This is a genomic window from Prevotella sp. tf2-5 (genome assembly GCF_900115435.1).
Classification (GTDB): Bacteria; Bacteroidota; Bacteroidia; order Bacteroidales; family Bacteroidaceae; genus Prevotella.
In genome coordinates this window covers 285,180-305,988 of the sequence record NZ_FOWK01000002.1, presented here as the reverse complement: position 1 = coordinate 305,988, position 20,809 = coordinate 285,180, and the positions used below count along the sequence as shown (strand labels likewise).

General features: G+C 48.9%; 14 protein-coding genes and 4 tRNA genes. 3 read left to right on the top strand and 15 right to left on the bottom strand.

Annotated elements, in window-relative coordinates:
• Positions 1-55: 55 nt before the first annotated feature.
• A complete protein-coding gene (locus BM257_RS03220) occupies positions 56-1,495 on the top strand; it encodes a tagaturonate reductase (protein WP_092068186.1) in 1,440 nt (479 codons plus the stop codon).
• A 109-nt stretch (positions 1,496-1,604) separates the two neighbouring features.
• Positions 1,605-4,433, top strand: coding sequence for an excinuclease ABC subunit UvrA (gene uvrA, locus BM257_RS03215; protein WP_092068184.1), 2,829 nt, complete (start codon positions 1,605-1,607; stop codon positions 4,431-4,433).
• Here uvrA and BM257_RS03210 read toward each other — a convergent pair.
• The 8 genes from BM257_RS03210 to lepA all read right to left on the bottom strand — a co-directional run bounded on the left by BM257_RS03210 (position 4,430) and on the right by lepA (position 10,542).
• Positions 4,430-5,854 carry a Na+/H+ antiporter NhaC family protein gene (locus BM257_RS03210; RefSeq protein WP_092068182.1) on the bottom strand — a complete coding sequence of 475 codons (1,425 nt, stop codon included), beginning with the start codon at positions 5,852-5,854 and terminating at the stop codon, positions 4,430-4,432. The two genes, uvrA and BM257_RS03210, sit on opposite strands and share 4 nt — an antisense overlap.
• A 757-nt stretch (positions 5,855-6,611) precedes the next feature.
• Positions 6,612-6,683 (bottom strand) — tRNA-Glu (locus tag BM257_RS03205).
• Between the two features lie 40 nt (positions 6,684-6,723).
• Positions 6,724-6,810, bottom strand: a tRNA-Ser gene (locus tag BM257_RS03200).
• A gap of 123 nt (positions 6,811-6,933) precedes the next feature.
• A tRNA-Gly gene (locus BM257_RS03195) sits at positions 6,934-7,009 on the bottom strand.
• Positions 7,010-7,129: 120 nt separating this feature from the next.
• Positions 7,130-7,202: transfer RNA gene (locus BM257_RS03190), tRNA-Thr, on the bottom strand.
• A 131-nt stretch (positions 7,203-7,333) separates the two neighbouring features.
• Complete coding sequence (locus tag BM257_RS03185; RefSeq protein WP_143096731.1) at positions 7,334-7,996, bottom strand: hypothetical protein; 663 nt, start codon at positions 7,994-7,996, stop codon at positions 7,334-7,336.
• 123 nt (positions 7,997-8,119) lie between these two features.
• Positions 8,120-8,725 (bottom strand): Crp/Fnr family transcriptional regulator, encoded by a 606-nt coding sequence (locus BM257_RS03180; RefSeq protein ID WP_092068178.1) that lies wholly within the window; start codon positions 8,723-8,725, stop codon positions 8,120-8,122.
• A gap of 35 nt (positions 8,726-8,760) precedes the next feature.
• Positions 8,761-10,542, bottom strand: a complete 1,782-nt coding sequence (gene lepA / locus BM257_RS03175) for a translation elongation factor 4 (RefSeq protein ID WP_092068176.1) — start codon at positions 10,540-10,542, stop codon at positions 8,761-8,763.
• Between the two features lie 120 nt (positions 10,543-10,662).
• On the opposite strand from lepA, the gene BM257_RS03170 reads away from it, so the two are divergent.
• Positions 10,663-11,052, top strand: coding sequence for a hypothetical protein (locus tag BM257_RS03170; protein WP_092068174.1), 390 nt, complete (start codon positions 10,663-10,665; stop codon positions 11,050-11,052).
• An 8-nt stretch (positions 11,053-11,060) separates the two neighbouring features.
• Here BM257_RS03170 and BM257_RS03165 read toward each other — a convergent pair whose 3' ends face one another.
• The 7 genes from BM257_RS03165 to BM257_RS03135 form a co-directional block, all read right to left on the bottom strand.
• A complete protein-coding gene (locus BM257_RS03165; protein WP_092068173.1) occupies positions 11,061-11,798 on the bottom strand; it encodes a YebC/PmpR family DNA-binding transcriptional regulator in 738 nt (245 codons plus the stop codon).
• A gap of 41 nt (positions 11,799-11,839) precedes the next feature.
• Positions 11,840-14,290 (bottom strand): phenylalanine--tRNA ligase subunit beta, encoded by a 2,451-nt coding sequence (gene pheT / locus BM257_RS03160; RefSeq protein ID WP_092068171.1) that lies wholly within the window; start codon positions 14,288-14,290, stop codon positions 11,840-11,842.
• Positions 14,291-14,432: 142 nt separating this feature from the next.
• Positions 14,433-15,137, bottom strand: a complete 705-nt coding sequence (locus tag BM257_RS03155) for a hypothetical protein (RefSeq protein WP_143096730.1) — start codon at positions 15,135-15,137, stop codon at positions 14,433-14,435.
• A gap of 141 nt (positions 15,138-15,278) precedes the next feature.
• Positions 15,279-17,423: a peptidylprolyl isomerase gene (locus BM257_RS03150; RefSeq protein WP_092068167.1), complete on the bottom strand. Its 2,145-nt coding sequence runs from the start codon at positions 17,421-17,423 to the stop codon at positions 15,279-15,281.
• A 102-nt stretch (positions 17,424-17,525) separates the two neighbouring features.
• Positions 17,526-18,800 (bottom strand): hemolysin family protein, encoded by a 1,275-nt coding sequence (locus tag BM257_RS03145; protein WP_092068165.1) that lies wholly within the window; start codon positions 18,798-18,800, stop codon positions 17,526-17,528.
• On the bottom strand, positions 18,797-19,471 hold the full coding sequence (lptC, locus tag BM257_RS03140) for an LPS export ABC transporter periplasmic protein LptC (protein ID WP_092068163.1): 675 nt from the start codon (positions 19,469-19,471) through the stop codon (positions 18,797-18,799). Before lptC ends, BM257_RS03145 begins: the two co-directional genes overlap by 4 nt.
• Positions 19,456-20,742: a hypothetical protein gene (locus BM257_RS03135; protein WP_092068161.1), complete on the bottom strand. Its 1,287-nt coding sequence runs from the start codon at positions 20,740-20,742 to the stop codon at positions 19,456-19,458. Before BM257_RS03135 ends, lptC begins: the two co-directional genes overlap by 16 nt.
• Between the last annotated feature and the right edge of the window lie 67 nt (positions 20,743-20,809).

Here is a 20,809-nt window from a genome sequence, read left to right as displayed (position 1 = left end):
AAAGTACTATCTTTGCAGGACATAAAACAAATCAATTAAAACATTATTATTTATTATGAAACCGTTAAACAAACATTTTGCGCCTAAGAGCGTCATGCCTGAAAAGGTGATTCAGTTTGGTGAGGGTAATTTCCTCCGTGCTTTTGTTGATTGGATTATCTGGAATATGGACCAGAAGACCAACTTCAATGGTTCCGTTGTTGTCGTACAGCCTATTGACAAGGGTATGGTAGAGTGGCTGAATGGTCAGGACTGTCTCTATCACGTCAACCTGCAAGGTCGTGAGAATGGTCAGCCGGTGAATACGCTGGAGCGTATCGACGTGATCAGCCGTGCACTGAACCCCTACTCTCAGAACGACGCCTTCATGGCTCTTGCCGACCAGCCGGAGATTCGTTTTGTCATCTCAAACACCACAGAGGCTGGTATCGCTTTTGACCCTGCCTGCAAACTGGAAGACAAGCCTGCCTCATCCTATCCTGGCAAACTCGTCCAGCTGCTTTATCGCCGCTGGCAGACCTTCAACGGTGACCCCACGAAGGGACTGATCATCTTCCCCTGTGAGCTGATCTTCCTGAATGGTCACGTGCTGAAGGATTGCATCAATAAATACATCGAGCTGTGGCAGTTGCCCGCAGCCTTCAAGAAGTGGTTTGACGAGTGCTGTGGTGTTTACGCTACCCTCGTAGACCGTATCGTACCAGGTTTCCCACGCAAGGAGATTGCAGAGATTCAGGAGAAGGTCGGCTATCGCGACAACCTTGTCGTTCAGGCAGAGAACTTCCACCTGTGGGTCATCGAGGCTCCGAAGGAGGTTGCCAAGGAGTTCCCCGCAGACAAGGCTGGACTGCATGTACTCTTCGTTCCATCAGAGGAGCCCTACCACAAGCGTAAGGTGACCCTGCTGAATGGTCCGCATACCGTTTTGAGTCCTGTTGCCTTCCTGAGTGGTGTCAACATCGTTCGTGACGCTTGCAATCATGAGGTTATCTCCAAATACATCCACAAGGTACAGTTCGACGAGCTCATGCAGACCCTCGACCTGCCGATGGAGGAGCTGGAGAAGTTTGCCGGTGACGTCCTGGAGCGCTTCGACAACCCATTCGTTGACCATCAGGTTACGAGCATCATGCTCAACAGCTTCCCGAAGTTCCAGGCTCGCGACCTCCCCGGTGTGAAGACATATCTGGAGCGTAAGGGCGAGCTGCCTAAGGGCTTGGTATTCGGTCTTGCCGCCATCATCACTTACTACAAGGGGGGCAAGCGCGCCGACGGTGTAGAGATCGTTCCTAATGACGACCAGAAGATCATGGATCTGCTGAAGGATCTGTGGGCTACTGGTGACACCCAGAAGGTTGCCGATGGTGTACTGGGTGCAGAGTTTATCTGGGCTGAGGACCTCAACAAGATCCAGGGTCTGAACGCAATGGTGAAGCAGTTCCTCGACTTGATCCAGGAGAAGGGTATGCTGGAGGCAGTAAAGACTATCCTGTAATTATACACCTTATTATATATAAAGTGAGTTACTTGGAAAGGTAACTCACTTTTTTCTTGTGTATCTCAGAAAAATTCCCGAACTTTGCAAACTATATCAAGGAAAAATCATGAGCGACTATATTGAGATAAAAGGAGCAAGGGTCAACAACTTGAAGAACGTGGATGTGAAGATCCCACGTGACAAGCTGGTGGTGGTGGCTGGTGTGAGCGGCAGTGGTAAGTCATCACTTGCCTTCGACACACTATATGCTGAGGGACAACGCCGATATGTGGAGAGCCTGTCGAGTTATGCCCGCCAGTTCCTGGGGCGCATGAACAAACCAGAATGCGACTTCATCAAAGGGATCCCCCCAGCCATCGCCATCGAGCAACGGGTCATCTCCCGCAACCCCCGCTCCACCGTTGGCACCACCACAGAGATCTATGAGTATCTGCGCCTGCTCTATGCCCGTATCGGACGGACCTTCTCTCCCATCAGCGGACAGGAGGTGAAGAAACACTCGACAGAGGATATCATCCAATGCGCCCAACAATACACGAAAGGGACGAAATTCGTGGTGATGGCACCTGTGGTCATCCCTGAGGGACGTACCTTGGAGCAACAACTGAAGATGTATGTGCTCAATGGCTATACGAGAATCTTCGTGAAGGGTGATATTCAGAGAATCTCTGAGTACTCAGAGAACTCAGAGAGCTCAGAGAACTCAGAGTACTCCGAGCTCCCCTACCTCGTCATCGACCGCCTGACGGTAGACGATGCCAAAGATGCTGTCTCCAGACTGGTCGACTCTGCCGAGACAGCTTTTTATGAGGGCAATGGCGAGTGCCGCCTGATGTTCCTGCCTTCGATGCTCAGCTATGACTTCTCCATGCGTTTCGAGGCTGACGGCATGAAGTTTGAGGAGCCTTCCGACAATCTCTTCTCCTTTAACTCCCCGGTAGGAGCCTGTCCTGAGTGTCAGGGCTTCGGTAAGATCATAGGTATCGACGAGCATCTGGTGATACCGAATACCACCCTGTCGGTCTACGACGGCTGTGTGGTATGCTGGCATGGTGAGAAGATGGGCATGTGGAAGGATGAGTTCTGCCGACGTGCCGCAAAGGACGACTTTCCCATCTTTGAGCCATACTATAACCTGACACAGAAGCAGAAGGACATGCTCTGGCTTGGGCTGCCCTCCGAGCGTCATAAGGACATCCACGACCAGGTGAGTATCGATGCCTTCTTCCAGATGGTGAAGGAGAACCAGTATAAGATACAATACCGTGTGATGCTGGCACGATACCGAGGTAAGACGACCTGTCCGAAATGTCATGGTACACGACTGAAACCTGAGGCAAACTTTGTGAAGATCGGAGGACGTAGCATCTCCGACCTGGTGGAGATGCCTGTTATACGACTGAAGCAGTGGTTCGACAAGCTGGAGCTCACCGAACAGGAGCAGGAGATTGGCAAGCGACTGCTGACAGAGATCAACTCCCGTCTGCAGTTCCTGCTTGACGTAGGACTGGGCTACCTGACCCTCAACCGCATGTCGAACTCTCTCAGCGGCGGTGAGAGTCAGCGCATCAACCTGACGACATCACTGGGCTCCTCCCTCGTGGGTTCCTTATATATATTAGACGAGCCAAGTATCGGACTGCATAGTCGTGACACCGACCGTCTTATCAAAGTGCTGAAGGAACTACAGGCGTTAGGGAACACCGTTGTCGTAGTAGAGCATGACGAGGAGATGATGCGGGCTGCCGACTATCTCATCGACGTGGGTCCTGATGCCGGCAGACTGGGCGGCGAGATTGTCTTCGAGGGTAATGCCGAGGATATCAATAAGCAATCACTTAAAAAGTTCCCCAAGAGCCATACCGTCAAATACCTGTTGCACCAAGAGGAGATACCTGTTCCCAAGAGTCGCCGCCCTTGGAATCGGAAGATCGACATCAAAGGGGCACGTATGAACAACCTGCGAGGCATCGATGTGTCCATACCCCTGAACGTGATGACGGTGGTGACAGGGGTCAGCGGCAGTGGTAAGTCGAGCCTCATCAAAGGTATCCTCTACCCTGCCCTCAAGCGCATCCACGGGGATGTGTGTGATGCTCCTGGTGAGTATACGGGACTGGGTGGCGATTATGACGCTGTGAGACATATCGAGTTCGTCGACCAGAACCCTATCGGCAAGTCGACACGCTCCAATCCTGCCACCTATGTCAAGGCTTATGATGCCATCCGTGACCTCTTTGCCGACCAGCCGCTGTCGAAACAACTGGGCTTCACGTCACAGTATTTCTCGTTCAATGCGGACGGCGGACGCTGTGACGAGTGTAAGGGTGCTGGTGTCATCACAGTAGAGATGCAGTTTATGGCTGACCTCGTCTTAGAGTGTGAGGCATGTCACGGGCATCGTTTCAAGCACGACATCCTCGACGTACGGTATGAGGGAAAGAACATCGATGACGTACTGAACATGACAATCTCGGAGGCTCTTGAGTTCTTTGGCAAAGGAACTGCCAACCTCTGCAAGACGATCGTCAACAGACTGAAACCCTTGGAGGACGTGGGACTCGGCTATATCAAACTCGGACAGAACTCGTCTACCCTCTCTGGTGGTGAGAACCAGCGTGTGAAACTCGCCTACTTCATCGGACAGGAACGCCAGGAGCCCTCACTCTTCATCTTCGACGAGCCTACCACCGGTCTACACTTCCATGATATCCAGCGACTGCTTCACGCCTTCGACGCACTCATCGGACGAGGGCATACCATCCTCGTCATCGAGCATAACATGGAGATCATCAAGTGTGCCGACCATGTCATCGACCTCGGTCCGGACGGTGGTGACCGAGGTGGCGACCTTGTCGTATGCGGCACACCAGAGGAAGTGGCAGCCTGTGAAAAGAGCATCACAGGAAAGTTCCTGCGTGAAAAACTGGGTTAAGATTTCCTTCTGACGATACGCCAGCCGATGGCAGCAATGATGATGCTCATCAGCGGACTCAGCAGGTTGAAGAAACAGTATGGCAGGTAGGTCAGCGTGGGAACACCCAACACCGTTGACTGTGTCATACCGCACGTATTCCAAGGTATCAGTACTGATGTCACGGTAGCGGCATCCTCACAGGTACGGCTCAGCAGACGGGTCTCGTACCCCTGGTCGTCATATACTTCCTTGAAGATGTCTGCCGTCAGCACGATAGAGATAAACTGGTCGCCCGTGGTGAGGTTGAGGAAGATGCCGGTGCCGACGGTCGAGGAGACGAGTGACACCCGATGGCGCACCCAACTGACAATCACTCGCGTCAGACTCTCTATCATACCGCTTGCCACCATCACCGCACCGAAACACATGGCACAGAGGATGAGCCAGATGGTGTTCAGCATACCTGCCATCCCTCCCGTGGATACCAGTTCGTTCAACGAGGCATTACCCGTGTCAACGGCGGTGGCACCGTAATAGGTCATCGCCAGTCCCCGCAGCAGATTGTCAGTGCCTGCCACCTCACAGAGGATATGGGGTTGCAGGATGAGTGCCACCACACCAGCCATGATGGACGAGGTGAAAAGGACAATGAGCGAGGGTACCCTGCGGGCTATCAGCACACCAGTCAGCACGGGGACAAGGAGGGTCCACAGCGAGATATGGAAGGTGCGTGAGAGTCCTTCGGTATATTGTTCCACCTGCAGCTCAGTGGCACCTCCGTTTCCTAATCCTACGATGAAGAATATCATCAGGGCGATGAGGAAGGTGGGTATCGTCGTCAGCATCATATAGCGGATATGCACGAAGAGGTCGGTACCGGTGGCTGACGAGGCGAGGATGGTGGTGTCACTCAGCGGTGACAGCTTGTCACCGAAATAAGCACCGGAGATAATCGCTCCTGCCGTCCATGCCTCCGAGACATCCAACGCATGACCGATTCCCAACAGGGCGACACCGATAGTGGCTATCGTCGTCCATGAACTGCCCGACAACAGCGACACCAGTGCGCAGATGATGCTTGCCGACACGAGGAAGAACTGGGGTGACATGATCTGTACCCCATAATATATTAAGGTGGGGACGATACCGCTGATCATCCATGAACCGGACAGCATGCCCACACAGAGCAGGATGAGCAACGTGATGGACACCTCTCCTAACGTCTTCTTGATCTGTTGTTCGAAGACCCGCCATGGTGTACGGTATAACGCCATGGAGATACTGACACAGACAGCCATGCCCATCAGCAGGGCTATCTGACTGCCACCGCTCAGCGAGTCACTGCCGAACAGGGATATGGCAGTGGCGAGGAAAGCGATGAGTATCACCACGGGGATGACAGCCACCAGGGGATGAGGAGTTTTTGTGTCTTGATTCATGATGCAAAGGTACAAAAAGAATTTTGAAAAACACTTACGGATTTCGCAAAAACATATAACCATATAACATAATGTGGCTCAAATGCCCTTGTACAAAGGGATTGAGCCATGTTACATGTTGCTCAAACATGTAACATACATGTAACATACATATAACATTTGGGTGAGAAGCATGTTATATGTATGTTATATGTTCAGCAAACATATAACATGCGTTAAAGCCTCTGGTTATCGGGGTTTGCGCCCTGTCATGTTATAAGGTTATATGTTTTTGCGAAATTCATAAAAAATCTGTTACCGACTGAAGGGCATTCAGTTACCGACTGAAGCCCACTTTCCTACCGACTAAAGCCTGTTTTCATTACGATTAACGCATCCATTTGACAGAGATATAGTTTATCATTCGTTCCGATACCTCCTAAGGGGGTACTCCGATGCCTCCTATGGGTGACGCAAGACATCCTTTAGGGGGTAAAGGAACTATCCCCATGACCCTTAGGGATAATCCCCAAGCCTCACGAAGCCCGTACCTTCGACCCTTGAAGCCCAGGGCTTCGACCCACGGAGGCGGCACCTTCGACCCACGGAGGCGGCACCTTCGACCCACGGAGGCGGCACCTTCGACCCACTGAGCCCGGGGCTTCGCAACCCACATGCAGTAGTTTGGTAAACACAGAGATTTCGCTGATTAACACCTTAATTTACACCCTAAGAAAGCAAAATCCCCTGCAAATAGGCATTTGCAAGGGATTGTTTGTAGTCGATAGGGGAATCGAACCCCTATGCCAAGATTGAGAATCTTGTATCCTAACCATTAGATGAATCGACCATCCTGTTAGTGTGCACTCTTAGAGAAATCCCCTCGGCTGCGGAAGGAGGGGGATTCGAACCCCCGGTACGGGAACCCGTACGGCAGTTTAGCAAACTGCTGGTTTCAGCCACTCACCCATCCTTCCAGATGTCTCAGCTGCAAACCTTGGGGTTATCTCCTTGATTGCGGGTGCAAAGGTAATGCTTTTATTTCACTCCTGCAAATTTTTCAGAGACTTTTTTCACATCTCCTGATATTTTGCGGAAAGTGGAGCGGAATACGGGACTCGAACCCGCGACCCTCGGCTTGGGAAGCCAATGCTCTACCAACTGAGCTAATTCCGCAAACTTCGATTTCGGCATTTTCGGCTGCGCTCGTCATAAAGTAAACTTTCTGCACTTACTTGCACGAAAACTTCGCAAAAGCAAAAGAGCCAGATCACTCTGACTCTTCGCACCATAAAGAGCCGATAGCCGGACTCGAACCGGCGACCCACGCATTACGAATGCGTTGCTCTACCAACTGAGCCATATCGGCAGCCTCAAAGATCACTTTTCTTTTTGCGCATGCAAAGGTAATATAAAAAATCCATTCAGCAAAATTTTCATACGTTTTTATGACGTAATGACCCACCAATGTCTTTCCGCACCCCTTTAAAGGCTTCATTTTTACACCTTGTTCTTACTCTTGACCATTCCAAGTGCGATCACACCCGCCAATATATTGCCAACGAAGGAGGTGGCTATCAACAACAGCGTGACGAGCATCCCCTCAAGAGCGGGGACTCCTCCCAGCAGCATACCGGCATAGAGCATCGGCATGACCATCACCAACGGCTGAGCCAGATTTCTTACCTGATGAAGCATGTCCTCACGCAAAGCCTCCGGCTTTTGCTGGTTGCGCTGGTAGCTCATCATAGTCTGCATGAGCGAAGCCGTCATACATGCCATCAGCACCGAATAGACCGACAGGAAGACACTGATGGGCAGCATCAGCATCGTACTGCCTCCCACCACGATGCTGCCTACGAGCATCGCCGCGCTAACGGGTCGCAGCATATTACGCCACATAGCCTGCAGCGGATACAGGCACCAGCATATCGACAATACCAGTACCAGCAGGAACCAGAGCAGATTGGACCACCAGGTGTGTGTCTGATAGACCGTCCACACCACAGCTACTACGACAGCCATCTGTGCCACCGTCGCTCCGAATATCACCCACATACGCTGAAGCATCTGTCTGTTGAAGAGGGACAATGCCATCATCGCTACTAACACAACACATGCCACTATTGCAGCGCCCCACAAAGAAATCTCTGATACAAACATAATTCTTATTTAATTATGGTCTTCTATTGTTACTCGACATGCGACAAACAATCTGTCGGTAACAAACGGGTGGTTTCTCGGTAGGAAACCACCCGTTTGTCGGTAGGAAACTATCCTCGTTATTTAACCTTTATCCTCCAACAAGGCAGAAGTACGGACGCGACTGAGGGTCTCTGGGGTCATCTGGAGATAACTGGCGATATAGACCAGCGGTGCCCGGAGTACCAGTTGCGGACTACGCTTCACCAACTTGGCATAACGGTCTTGCGCCGACTCGAAACGGAGCATGTCAGCATGGATCTGTGAGAAGATCAGCGACTCCTCCAATATCTTACGATAGAGCATCTGGATGTTGACGTTCTTGATAGCCTCACGCTCCAGCGCCGCTTTAGGAAGAGCGTAGATAATCGTAGGCTCCAAAGCCATCATCTGCAGATGGGTTGGCTGCTCTTTGAAAAGACTCTCGATACACATACAGATGGTATTCTCCGTTGCCATATACTCGGTCAGCTCCTTCCCGTTCTTGAAATAGAACTGGCGCACCAGTCCCTTTACGACCCAGTAGATACTACGGCAGACATCACCCTCTTTGAGGATAATCTCCCCTTTCTGATATTTCAAAGGCACAAGAATACTCTCGAGCACGTCAAGCTCGTCGTGTGTCATCGTACTATAGCGCCTTGCCAGTTCACGCGCCACGTCTCGTGGTGTCAGTCCAAGTGTTGTCATGTTTTATGGATTTTCAGTTTGTCTTTGATATTGTTTTAGTCTAATTTCAATACGGCGAGGAAAGCTTTCTGCGGCACTTCCACATTACCAATCTGCTTCATGCGCTTCTTACCTCGTTTCTGTTTCTCAAGTAGTTTACGTTTACGGCTCACATCACCACCATAACATTTTGCAGTCACGTCCTTACGCACCTGCTTCACTGTCTCACGGGCAATGATCTTCGCTCCGATAGCTGCCTGGATAGCGATGTCAAACTGCTGGCGTGGGATGAGTTCTTTCAGTTTCTCACACATCCGCCGTCCAAAGGTGACGGCATTATCCTGATGCGTCAGTGTCGACAGGGCATCCACGGACTCACCATTCAACAGGATATCGAGCTTCGCCAGTTTAGAGGGGCGGAAGCAGTCGACATGGTAGTCAAACGACGCATAGCCTTTAGATATCGACTTTAATTTGTCATAGAAGTCAATCACGATCTCACCCAGTGGAAGCATGAAACGCAGCTCCACACGGTTGCCGCTGACATACTGCTGGTCGATGAGCTCACCGCGCTTGTCAAGACAGAGTGTCATGATAGGACCGATATAATCGGCGGCAGTGATGATAGAAGCCTTGATATACGGCTCCTCGATATGGTCGATGAGGGTAAGGTCTGGCAGTCCTGAGGGGTTATGCACCTCCTTTACCCCACCCTGTTTGTCGTAACACATATAGGTCACATTAGGCACAGTGGTTATCACATCCATATCAAATTCACGGTCGAGACGTTCCTGCACGATCTCCATGTGGAGCAAACCGAGGAAACCACAACGGAATCCGAAGCCCAGTGCCACGGAGGTTTCTGGTGTGAAAGTCAATGAGGCATCATTGAGCTGTAGTTTCTCCAGCGACGCACGCAGGTTCTCATAGTCTGTTGGATCAATAGGATACACACCGGCGAAGACCATTGGCTTCACTTCCTGGAAGCCGTCGATAGCCTTGTCGCAAGGACGTGCCACACTGGTGATAGTGTCACCCACTTTCACCTCCTTGGAGTTCTTGATACCACTGATGATATATCCCACGTCACCTACCCGTAGTTCCTGACGGGGTATCATATCCATCTTCAGCACACCCACCTCGTCAGCATCATACTCCATCCCGGTATTGAAGAACTTCACCTTCTCACCTTTGTGGATGGTGCCGTTCACAATCTTGAAGTAGGCGATGATGCCCCGGAACGAGTTGAAGACAGAGTCGAAGATCAGTGCCTGCAAAGGAGCATTGGCGTCACCTTTCGGATGAGGGATACGCTCTACTACGGCATTCAGGATATCCTCGACACCCTCACCCGTCTTACCACTGGCACGGATAATGTCCTCAGGATCACAGCCGATGAGGTCGACAATCTCGTCTTCCACCTCATCAGGCATCGCACTGGGCATGTCGATTTTATTAATGACAGGGATAATCTCCAAGTCATGGTCGATAGCGAGATAGAGGTTGGAGATAGTCTGTGCCTGTACTCCTTGTGTGGCATCCACCACCAACAAGGCACCCTCGCAAGCCGCGATAGAACGAGACACCTCGTAAGAGAAGTCAACGTGTCCCGGAGTATCGATGAGGTTCAGGATATATTTCTCGCCTTTATACATATACTCCATCTGGATAGCATGACTCTTAATGGTGATGCCACGCTCTTTCTCCAAATCCATATCGTCCAGCATCTGTCCTTCCGTCACTTGAATCGTCTTAGTGAATTCAAGCATACGGTCAGCCAATGTCGACTTTCCATGGTCGATATGAGCGATGATACAGAAGTTTCTTATATGTTCCATGAGTTCGTATACGTACAATCTTTTGCAAAATTACGAAAAAAAAATGAGATACCTTCCTTTCTATCCAATTTTATTTTAGTAATTTTGCAGAAATTATAAACAAGCAACTATAAGAAAGATATGAGAAAGTGTTTATTCATCATACTTGGTACCCTGTTGATGACGGCATGCCAGGAGACGTTGGAGCAGCGTTGTGCCCGTGAGGCGAAGGAATATTCTCAGAAAAACTGCCCTGCCCCGATAGCCAAAGGGGTGACGATTGACAGTATGAGTTTCGATGTGGCGACACACACCCTCACTTATTCATATACCTTAAACGGTGTCATCGACGATCCTTCTGTGATTCTTCGCAACAATCCAAGGGAGCAGATGCTGACGCAGCTGAAGAATGCCACGGCGATGAAACCATATAAGGATGCCGGCTATAACTTCCGTTATATCTACTACTCCACCAAAAACAAAGGAACGAAGCTCTTTGAAGCCACGTTCCTTGAAAAAGACTATCGTTGATTTTTTCTTTAATCTTCCACGATCTCTGGTTTCATATTCGTGTAAACCGTCTGGACATCGTCGAAGTCTTCCAACTTCTCAATCATTTTGTCGATGGTCTCGCGCTCCTCAGGAGTCACATCCTTCAGGTCGTTAGGAATACGAGTGAACTCTGCTCCTGTCACCTCGAAGCCGTTCTCCTCCAAGTGTTTCTGGATGGCACCGAATGACTGAGGATCACCATAAATCGTGATGCTGTTCTCCTCCTCGTCCTCATCGAACTCATCCTCTACCCCATAGTCAATCAAGTCGAGAATCAGCTCGTCCATATCCAGTCCGTCCTTTTTCTTAAAGGTGAACACTGCCTTGTGATCAAACAAGAAAGACAAACTTCCCTGTGTACCTAAGTTACCATTAAACTTGTTGAACACGGAACGGACATCACCTACGGTACGGGTGGTATTATCTGTCAACGTATCAACGAAGATAGCGACACCATGAGGACCATATCCCTCATAAGTCACCTCCTTATAGTCACTCTGGTCTTTACCCATCGCGTTCTTGATGGCACGCTCAATATTGTCCTTCGGCATGTTCTCACGTTTCGCATTGGCGATGATAGCACGCAATGCGGGGTTCATGTCAGGCTCGGGTCCACCAGCCTTCACGGCAATGGCGATCTGTTTACCAATTTTGGTAAAGGTCTTTGCCATATGACCCCATCTCTTCAGTTTCGCAGCTTTGCGATATTCAAATGCTCTTCCCATTATTGTAAAATTTTATAATTCAAAAATGTAAAAATGAAAAATTAGCGTAACTCGGCACCGAGTTTCTGTTTGAGGTTATTGATGAGTTTCTGCATGATGGCGTCAATCTGCTTGTCACCCATGGTCTTCTCCGCATCCTGCAGGATAAAGTTGACAGCATAGCTCTTCTTGCCAGCTGGCAGGTTCTTACCCTCGTAGACATCGAAGAGCTCAACCTTCTTCAGCAGTTTCTTCTCTGTTTGACGAGCTATCTCCTCAATCTGTGCGAACTCCACATTCTGGTCGATGAGCAGGGCGAGGTCACGGCTGACAGCTGGATATTTGGCTATCTCCGTATAAAGGACTTTCTGGTTACGGATGAGTTTCATCAGTGCCGTCCAGTTTATCTCACAGTAATATACCGGTGTCTCGATATCGGCAGCTTTCTGCACCTTTTTCGCCAACACGCCCATCTCTGCAATCAGTTTACCACCACGATTCTCGATGGTAAGACCGGTAGCGAAAATAGCATTTCCCGACTTCTTACGTACCAGCATACCCTGTTGTACACCGATACGTGCAAAGATATTCTCCACATAGGCGCTCAGCTCTGCGAAAGAACTGTCCTCATTGGCATGAGCCCATGATCCCTCGACACGCTTACCTGTCAACCACAATCCAAGGTGGTATTCCTCCTTATAAGCGTTCATCGGGTTCTCCTCATCTTTCTTCTCTGGATGGAAGAAATATACATTCCCGAACTCAAAGAAGCGACAATTACCGTTCTTACGCTTCGCATTATGCTCAATGCTCTCCAATCCGCCGTAAAGCAGTGTCTGACGCATCACGTTCAGGTCACTGCTAAGGGGATTCATGATTTTCACCAGCATTTCCTGCTCATCACCGTAGTACGACGATTTACTCAGTGAGTTGTTCAATATCTCATTAAAGCCCTCACCTACCAACTGTTCACTGACGAGATTGGCAAGCTTATGCTTCTGGTCTTCCTCTCCCTTGATCACGAGTGATGACTTCAGCTGGGTAGGAATCTCCACATTATTATATCCATAGATTCGCAAGATGTCTTCCACCACATCACAAGGACGCTGTACATCCACACGATAGGCTGGAACCTTAATGGTCAAGCCCTTCGTGTCTTCCTTCATCACCTGCATCTCCAGCGACTGACAGATATTCTTGATGGTTTCTACACCTATCTCCTTGCCAATCAAGTTGTGGACATAGTCATATTTCAGTTCTACAACAGAATCCTCTATCTTCTCAGGATAGACATCCTTGATTTCCATTGACACCTTACCGCCTGCCAGTTGCTGACAGAGGATAGCGGCATATTTCAGTGCCTCAATGGTGCCATTGGGATCGATGCCACGCTCAAAACGGAAAGAGGCATCGGTAGACAGCCCATGACGTCGTGCGGACTTGCGTATCCAGGTGGGATGGAAATAGGCGCTCTCTAAAACGACATTCTTCGTCGTCTCATAAGTACCACTACCCTTTCCTCCAAATACGCCGGCGATACACATCGGTTCCTCGGCATTACAGATGGCGAGGTCACGGTCTGAGAGCTTATGCTCCACACCGTCCAGTGTCTGGAAGGGAGTTCCCTCAGGCATAGTCTTCACCACGATCTCATGCCCCTTCACCATGTCCGCATCAAAACAGTGCAGCGGTTGTCCGAGAGCCATCATCACATAGTTGGTGATGTCCACAATATTATTAATAGGACGCAGTCCGATAGTCGTCAACTTATTCTTCAACCATTCAGGGCTCTCTTTCACGTCACAGCCTGTCACACTGACACAGGCATAACGCTTACAAGCCTCCGTGTTCTCTATCCTCACGTCAATAGGCAGGTCATTATTGTCGACCTTGAAGTCTGCTACTGACGGTTTATGGGTAGCTGTCTGATAGCCATTCTGCTTTAACCAGGCATATAGGTCACGTGCCACGCCCCAGTGGCTCAGCGCATCTGCACGGTTGGCAGTAATATCCACCTCGATGAGCCAGTCGCTCTCCAAGTGGTAATATTCTGCGGCAGGCAGTCCGACGGGTGCGTCCTCTGGCAACACGATGATACCAGCGTGATCGGTACCGATACCTATCTCGTCCTCGGCACAGATCATACCATTGGACTCCACACCACGGAGTTTCGACTTCTTGATGACAAACTCCTGATCACCATCATACAGTACACAACCTAAATCGGCAACGATGACTTTCTGACCGGCAGCGACATTTGGGGCACCACATACAATCTGTGACGGCTCACCTTTACCCAGGTCTACCGTCGTCACATGCAGATGGTCTGAATTCGGGTGCATCTCACATGTCAACACCTTACCGACATACAGACCTTTCAGTCCTCCCTTGATACTTTGTACTTCCTCGAGTGCGTCGACTTCCAGTCCCGTTGATGTTAGCGCATCACACACCTGCTGCGGTGTGAGATCGAAATCCACGTACTCCTTCAACCATTTATAAGATATATTCATTGCAATGATGTATATTATTTTGAAATCGGATGCAAAGGTACGAATAAGTGAGCGAAAATGCAAATTTATTTGCAATTTTCCGAATATAAGGCATTCAAAACGGAGTGCCTTATTACGTTTGCTATTGTCACATCAACTTTTTCTACTTATCGTCTATCTTAGTGGCGTTAACTGATGAGAGAGCTGTGGTGGCTTCGTCTTTGTCGCGTCCCTGTTTCACTACTACGTTCTCAAATTTCCAATAGTCCATGTGTTCACCCGTATTAGGATCCTTGGTCTCGTAGATGATGGTGTAGCTGCCTTCCGGCAGGCCCATGAGTGCAAAATCGTTCTGGTGATAGGACAACTCATCCACTGCCACGGGACCCTCCTCTTCCTTATTTGTTATGTAGTATTTGATGTTCACCATCACAGCATTTGTATATTCGCTCTTGATGGAGGTAAGCCCCCAAGAATTACGGTTAGGAGCCGGCAGTTCCCATGCCTGGTTCTCAATCTTGAGCGGCGTGAAGTCGTCTTCATAACCTCCGAAATCGCCGCTCCAGTGCCATACATACCAATAAGAGCTAATCTGCATATTACCGTTTATCAGAATCTGGAAGGCCGTGTCTTTGTTGTCGTCACTATCGTACACATTCACATTCTTCGATTCATAGTCGTAGCACACTTCTCGCGTTGAACTGTTCAGGGTGTATTCAATGTCGTCCATGCTGTAGCTTACCGTGCTGCTCACCGTATGGCTGAACGACAGACCCAAGGCACCTGTAGGTGCACCAGAAGCAAACCCCGCTGTCGCGGAGCTGCCCACAGTTGTACTTGTGCCCTGAGCGTACTGATGGGAATCCATGGCATTCTCGGGAATAGGCAACGTGTAGTAAATATCAGATTAAGAGTACGAAATGCCAGTACATCGTAGTCTTCACTGATAAAGAAAGGCGGCACCTATCGGATTTGACAGGTGCCGCTTTATATTCTAACATACGACTCTTTAGAAGAACAGATAACGGTTGTCTACCACGTTAGCCTTCAGATAGAGCTCGTTCATGAAACGACCAGCAGCCTGAAGAGCCCTCTGCTGCAACTGAGCCTGCTGTGTTTTGGCATCAAACTTGACACCCTCACGCTGTTTCTTGTTCAGTACTTTGAAGAGGAAGGCGCCACCATTACCCTTGACAGGAGCGGCACTGAACTGACCAGCCTTAGCGGCTGCCACAGCACCACTCAAAGCAGGCTCGCTAGTACCTGTAGCCTGTACAAAGACAGGAGCGGAGAAGGTAATCTGACGGACACTGTCAATCTGAGCACCCTTCTGCTTTGCGGCATCGAGACTGTTAACACCTTTCAGCATCTCAGCAGCCTTTGCAAACTTCTTATCACGGATAACCTCCTGCTTCACCTGCTCCTCCACACTGGCAAGGTCACGATAACCAGCCTTGTTGACTTTGGTAAGGGCGAGAACCAGCAGATGGTCATTATTACCACACTCATAAAGTGGAGAGACATCACCCTCCTTGGCATCGAAGATCCACTTCATAGCCTCACGGGTAGAACGCAGACCTGCTACGTTGTGCTCTGAGTTGAACATATCCTTACGCTCCTGCACCTTGAAGCCGAACTTCTGGGCGTTCTTCTCGAGTCCCTCCAACGTCTTGTTCTCACTAACATACTGGCTGAACTTGTTATAAGCCTGTGAATAAGTATCTTTTGAGAAATCAATCGTATGCTTGATGACAGCAGCATCATACTTAGTCACCATCGCCTTACGAGTGAGCACCTGTACAATGATGTTTCCCTGTGAGAATTCCACATTCTTCACCTCGTTAGGAGCCAGTGTGATGATAGCTGTCAGGTAAGCCTTGGAGTCTGCATCAATTGAAGGAGCATTCTCATACATGGAGGATGTCAGCCACTGCTTCTCACCGGTCTGGTTGTATTTCTTGGCAAGAGCCTCGAACTCAGCACCAGCCTTCAGTGCGTTATAGATACTGTCAGCAGTCTTATGAGCAGCCTCAGCTGTCTCACCACCGACCTGAATTTGACGATACTCCACAGAGTCAGGAGCCTCTACCTTATTTATCAGCTTGATAACATTTACGGTATTGTCATAGGCGGTCTCGAAAGGAGCACTTACCTGACCAACCTGCATAGAGTCTAGTTTTGCGGCGATATCAGGAGCAAAGGCACGCTTGGTAGCGGCAATACCTGAGTAAGCAATCTGAGACTGAGCCTTACGGACAACCTCTGCGGGAGCAGCACCACTTTCCAGTTTCTGACGAGCGTCATTGATGGTCTTCATCAATGCGGTACGGTCAGCAGCAGAAGCTACCACCTGGAAATCAACATACTTGATATTTCGGCTCTCCACATACTGCTTGAACATCTCTTTCTCCGCATCGTACTTGGCCTTTAAGTCAGACTCGCTGACCTCTACATCGCTATCCTTGATAGCAGAATAAGGAAGGGTGGCGAGCTGGATATCACTCTCCTGGTTCTGAGCCTCGAAAGCCATCTTAGCAGAAACAGGGTTAGATAACAGACACTGTGCGAGCAGGGACTGATACTTCATACCCAATATATTCTGACGGAGCTGCTTCTCGATGAAATTCCAGTAGTCGTAAATCTGCTTATACTGCTCAGCAACCTGTGCCTGCTGAGGCTGTTCCTGCATCTTCTTATAATCTGCGAGGAACTTGGTGAGCTGAGTCACATCAAAACGACCCGTCTGCTGATTGACGAAAGGAGTCTGCATCAGCATGGGGTTTGTTCCAGTCTTGAGAATCTCCTGGAGTTCCTCATCAGTAACAGTGAGTCCCAGTTTCCCAGCCTCAGTCTCCATGATGGTGTTATTGACAAACTGCTGCCATACCTGATCTTTCACCTGGTTGAGTTCCTCCTCAGTGAGATTGTCACGACCTTGTGTCATTTTGATGACTGACTGGTACTCATCGACAAGAGCCTGAAAGTCTTGTACGGAGATTTTCTTACCTAACACTTCGCCGACCTGCTGACGCTTCTCGTTGCTTGTAGCCTCACAAGAGCGGAACATTTCCTCGGCAATGAATGCAAATAGGGCGAGACCGATCACTGTAGCGAGAACGGGACCCCAGCTTCTGATTTTTCCAATTGCTGCCATTTTATGCTTTTATTTTTATATTTTTATTTCTTATTTTCAAATTCAGCCGACAAAATTACAAAATAAATGGCAAACGGCGAAAGATAAAACGAAAAATTTAGTTTATTCCGTCACTTTTAGTCGTACCAACTCGATTTTTGTCATCGTATTTTTAATAATCTTGAACTCAAAGTGTCCAATTTTAACCACTTCATTCAGTTTCGGGAAACTCTGATACTCATGCAGGATGAGACCGCCGACTGTCATATAGTCATCACTCTCAGGTAATCCGATACCGAACAGCTCATTGACTTTCTCTATTTCCAAGCGGGCGGAAAGTATATACTCCCCCTCCCCCAGCTCTCTAGCGACATATTTCGTATTGTCATGCTCATCCTCAATATCACCGAATATTTCCTCGACGATATCCTCAAGGGACACCAGTCCACTGGTGCCACCAAACTCATCAATTACCACTGCAAGCGATTTCTTCTCCTGCAGGAAAGTATGCATCAGTTTACTTGCCGCCATGGTTTCTGGGACGAAAGGCATCTCCCTGACAAGCTGAGGATTAAGCATAGCGTGCTGGGAGTCTGCCTGTTTGAAAAGGTCGGAAGAATGGATATAGCCGATGACATGATCAATATCATCACGATAAACCACAATTTTGGAATGTCCACTCTCGACAAACCGGTTCAAAAGCTGCTCCATCGTACACTCCTCCATATCCACAGCCTCTATCTCCGTACGAGGTACCATACAGTCACGTACCTTCGTGTCAGAGAAATCCAGGGCATTATGGAAGATTTTCACCTCATCTTCTATCTCGTCCTCACTCTTCGCGTTGTCAATACTCGACTGCACCAGATAGTCCAGGTCAACTTTCGAGAAGCCCTTATCCTGTTCTTCCTTGGGTATCTGAACACCAATCAAGCGGAGAAGTCCTCGCGAGAGCGATGTGGCAAAACGGGAGATAGGATATAAGATGACATAACATATCCACGCAGGAATGGCAAAGAATGTCAACATGGTATTGGGACTCGCCTTGAATACCGTCTTCGGCAAGAACTCACCCGTAAAGAGCACTACCACAGTAGAAAGCAGTGTATCTGCAGTAACCCTCAGCCCGTCAGTCAACCCTTCGAAAAGAGTAGCGTCAAATATACGGGCAAACAGGATACCATAGACCACCAGGGCAATATTATTACCTACCAGCATCGTACTCACGAAATTATTGGGATGCTGGTAGAAATAAGCGATGGCACGCTGTGACAAGCCATTTTTCTCACGGTCCATCTCCGCACGAAGACGGTTACTGGAGACAAAGGCAATCTCCATGCCAGAGAAAAAGGCGGAGAAAACCATCGTGATGATAAGTCCTATAATCAGATTTGTCATGGCTGTGCGGATTTTGTTGTCGCCTTGTGTCTGACTGCCGCCTGACGAATCGGTTTCTCCTGTTTCGCAGTATCCGCAGGCGTACCTTTTTGTTCCTTTACCGGCTCTTCCTCCTCTGGTTCCAAATCCTCAGACAGGAATGAGCCGACGCTATTGGTCACCTCATAATGCCGCATATGCTCATCACTTCGGAAATAGGTGCCTTCCAGTTCACGTTCAGGTGTCACCACACGAGAGTACTTATGTGAATAGAACTCATGTTTGATACCATCCCAGAAAAGTTCCTCACTACGGAATACGAGACCATTGACATTACGGATGCGTACCCTTCCTCGTAACTCCCAAAGTTTTAACTGGTCATAATACCATGCCGTATCAGCGAAAATATATCCTTCGATATGGAATTTTTCATCAAACTGTTCCAGAAAGAGTCCTCGCTCAAAGGTCCAACGGGTAGGTTGTTTGATAGTATTCACGTCCCATCGTTCCGTCACGATACGGTATTTTATGACACCTGAGTCGGATATCAACGTATTAACTCCGTAGGTTGTCATCATCGATACGGAGTCACGGTCATGAATGGCTGGTGCGGTATGTTCCCGTGGTTGCTCACACGAGAGCAACGACACCACTACCAGAAACGCTGCAAGGATATTTAGTCGACTTTCCATTTAGCAAACCAGCGTTCATTGAATGTCAGACCTATCGTGACACGGAAAGAGTTCTCCGTCACAAGATTCTTCGCTGACAGATTTGCCCACTGGAAACTGACATTCAGTACAGAACGGTTGTTCCATGAGTTGACCAATGGGATAGCGAAACCAGCACTCACCGTCATCTCCTTAGGACCATCCTGCCCATTTATTTTATAATAAGGTGTAGCATAAGAGGCACCTATACGATAATGCACACGATTCAGGAACCGACGACTCATGGGGTTGGGAATCCAATCGGCACCCACCGTCACCTTATGGCGGTCCATATAGTAATTGTTTACTAACTCATACTTATCCGTATTCTCATTGACAATAGGGAAAGACTCTGACCCCCAACGCATTAACTGGTAGTCGGCACCCACTGTCAATGAGTTTTTATGACAATAAGCAATACCACCACCTATCGTCATCGGGATGGATAGTCCGTTGGTGATTGTATCTGCGGAATAAGCAGATACCCCAGTCTGGGTATCTATATTTGTCACTGACAACCAAGGATCTGCGTTGAGCTTATGACCCAGACCGAAGGTTGCACCGACTGTCAGAGCATCGCTCTTCGACAAGGCTTGCTTGTATTGCATTCCGAAGTCTAACTTATAACTGCTGATCTCTGCTCCATACGTTTTCGTCAACACATTGACATAGGCATCACTGCTCGTCACCCCGATCTTACGCTCATAATCGCCCCAGAAATAGGAGACGTTAGCACCTAAGGAGAAACCTTTGAAAAACTCATATCCCAAGCCAATATACGCCTGGCGAAGACCACCTGAGCCCGAAAATGTCATTGTCGACGTTGTAGAGGAAGTACCGATACGCTGTGTCGTATGGTAGGAATAGCCAACATTCGTATATGGTACCAAACCGATACTGACACCGAACTTAGGAAAGATACGGAACAGTGCGGTGGCATACTCAAAATTAGCCGTCTTGGCATTCACCTTCGCACCCCCTTCCTTAAAACTCGTGAACTGTCCTGACACACCCAAGTCGAAAATCATACTCAGGGAGTCGACTGCTGAATACGAGGCGGGGTTCTGCATATTTACCTGACTACCGCTTCGGAAACCTTGGAACAAGCCACTCATACCACGGTTAAAGCCCTGTGACTGATCGGACAGGATACCCAAACCATATTGACTATATGGCGATTTCGTACCACTCTGGGCTATCATAGACAAGGTGCCTAATCCCAGCAGAATGCTACTAAATAGAAGCTTCTTCATTCTTTCTCTTCTTTCTTTATTCAAAATTCGACTGCAAAATTATTGAAAAAAAACGAAATAACCGAAC

Coding starts and splice junctions, on each gene's coding strand:
- BM257_RS03220 (WP_092068186.1), top strand. CDS start 56: ATGAAACCGTTAAACAAACATTTTGCGCCTAAGAGCGTCATGCCTGAA.
- uvrA (WP_092068184.1), top strand. CDS start 1,605: ATGAGCGACTATATTGAGATAAAAGGAGCAAGGGTCAACAACTTGAAG.
- BM257_RS03210 (WP_092068182.1), bottom strand. CDS start 5,854: ATGAATCAAGACACAAAAACTCCTCATCCCCTGGTGGCTGTCATCCCC.
- BM257_RS03185 (WP_143096731.1), bottom strand. CDS start 7,996: ATGTTTGTATCAGAGATTTCTTTGTGGGGCGCTGCAATAGTGGCATGT.
- BM257_RS03180 (WP_092068178.1), bottom strand. CDS start 8,725: ATGACAACACTTGGACTGACACCACGAGACGTGGCGCGTGAACTGGCA.
- lepA (WP_092068176.1), bottom strand. CDS start 10,542: ATGGAACATATAAGAAACTTCTGTATCATCGCTCATATCGACCATGGA.
- BM257_RS03170 (WP_092068174.1), top strand. CDS start 10,663: ATGAGAAAGTGTTTATTCATCATACTTGGTACCCTGTTGATGACGGCA.
- BM257_RS03165 (WP_092068173.1), bottom strand. CDS start 11,798: ATGGGAAGAGCATTTGAATATCGCAAAGCTGCGAAACTGAAGAGATGG.
- pheT (WP_092068171.1), bottom strand. CDS start 14,290: ATGAATATATCTTATAAATGGTTGAAGGAGTACGTGGATTTCGATCTC.
- BM257_RS03155 (WP_143096730.1), bottom strand. CDS start 15,137: ATGGATTCCCATCAGTACGCTCAGGGCACAAGTACAACTGTGGGCAGC.
- BM257_RS03150 (WP_092068167.1), bottom strand. CDS start 17,423: ATGGCAGCAATTGGAAAAATCAGAAGCTGGGGTCCCGTTCTCGCTACA.
- BM257_RS03145 (WP_092068165.1), bottom strand. CDS start 18,800: ATGACAAATCTGATTATAGGACTTATCATCACGATGGTTTTCTCCGCC.
- lptC (WP_092068163.1), bottom strand. CDS start 19,471: ATGGAAAGTCGACTAAATATCCTTGCAGCGTTTCTGGTAGTGGTGTCG.
- BM257_RS03135 (WP_092068161.1), bottom strand. CDS start 20,742: ATGAAGAAGCTTCTATTTAGTAGCATTCTGCTGGGATTAGGCACCTTG.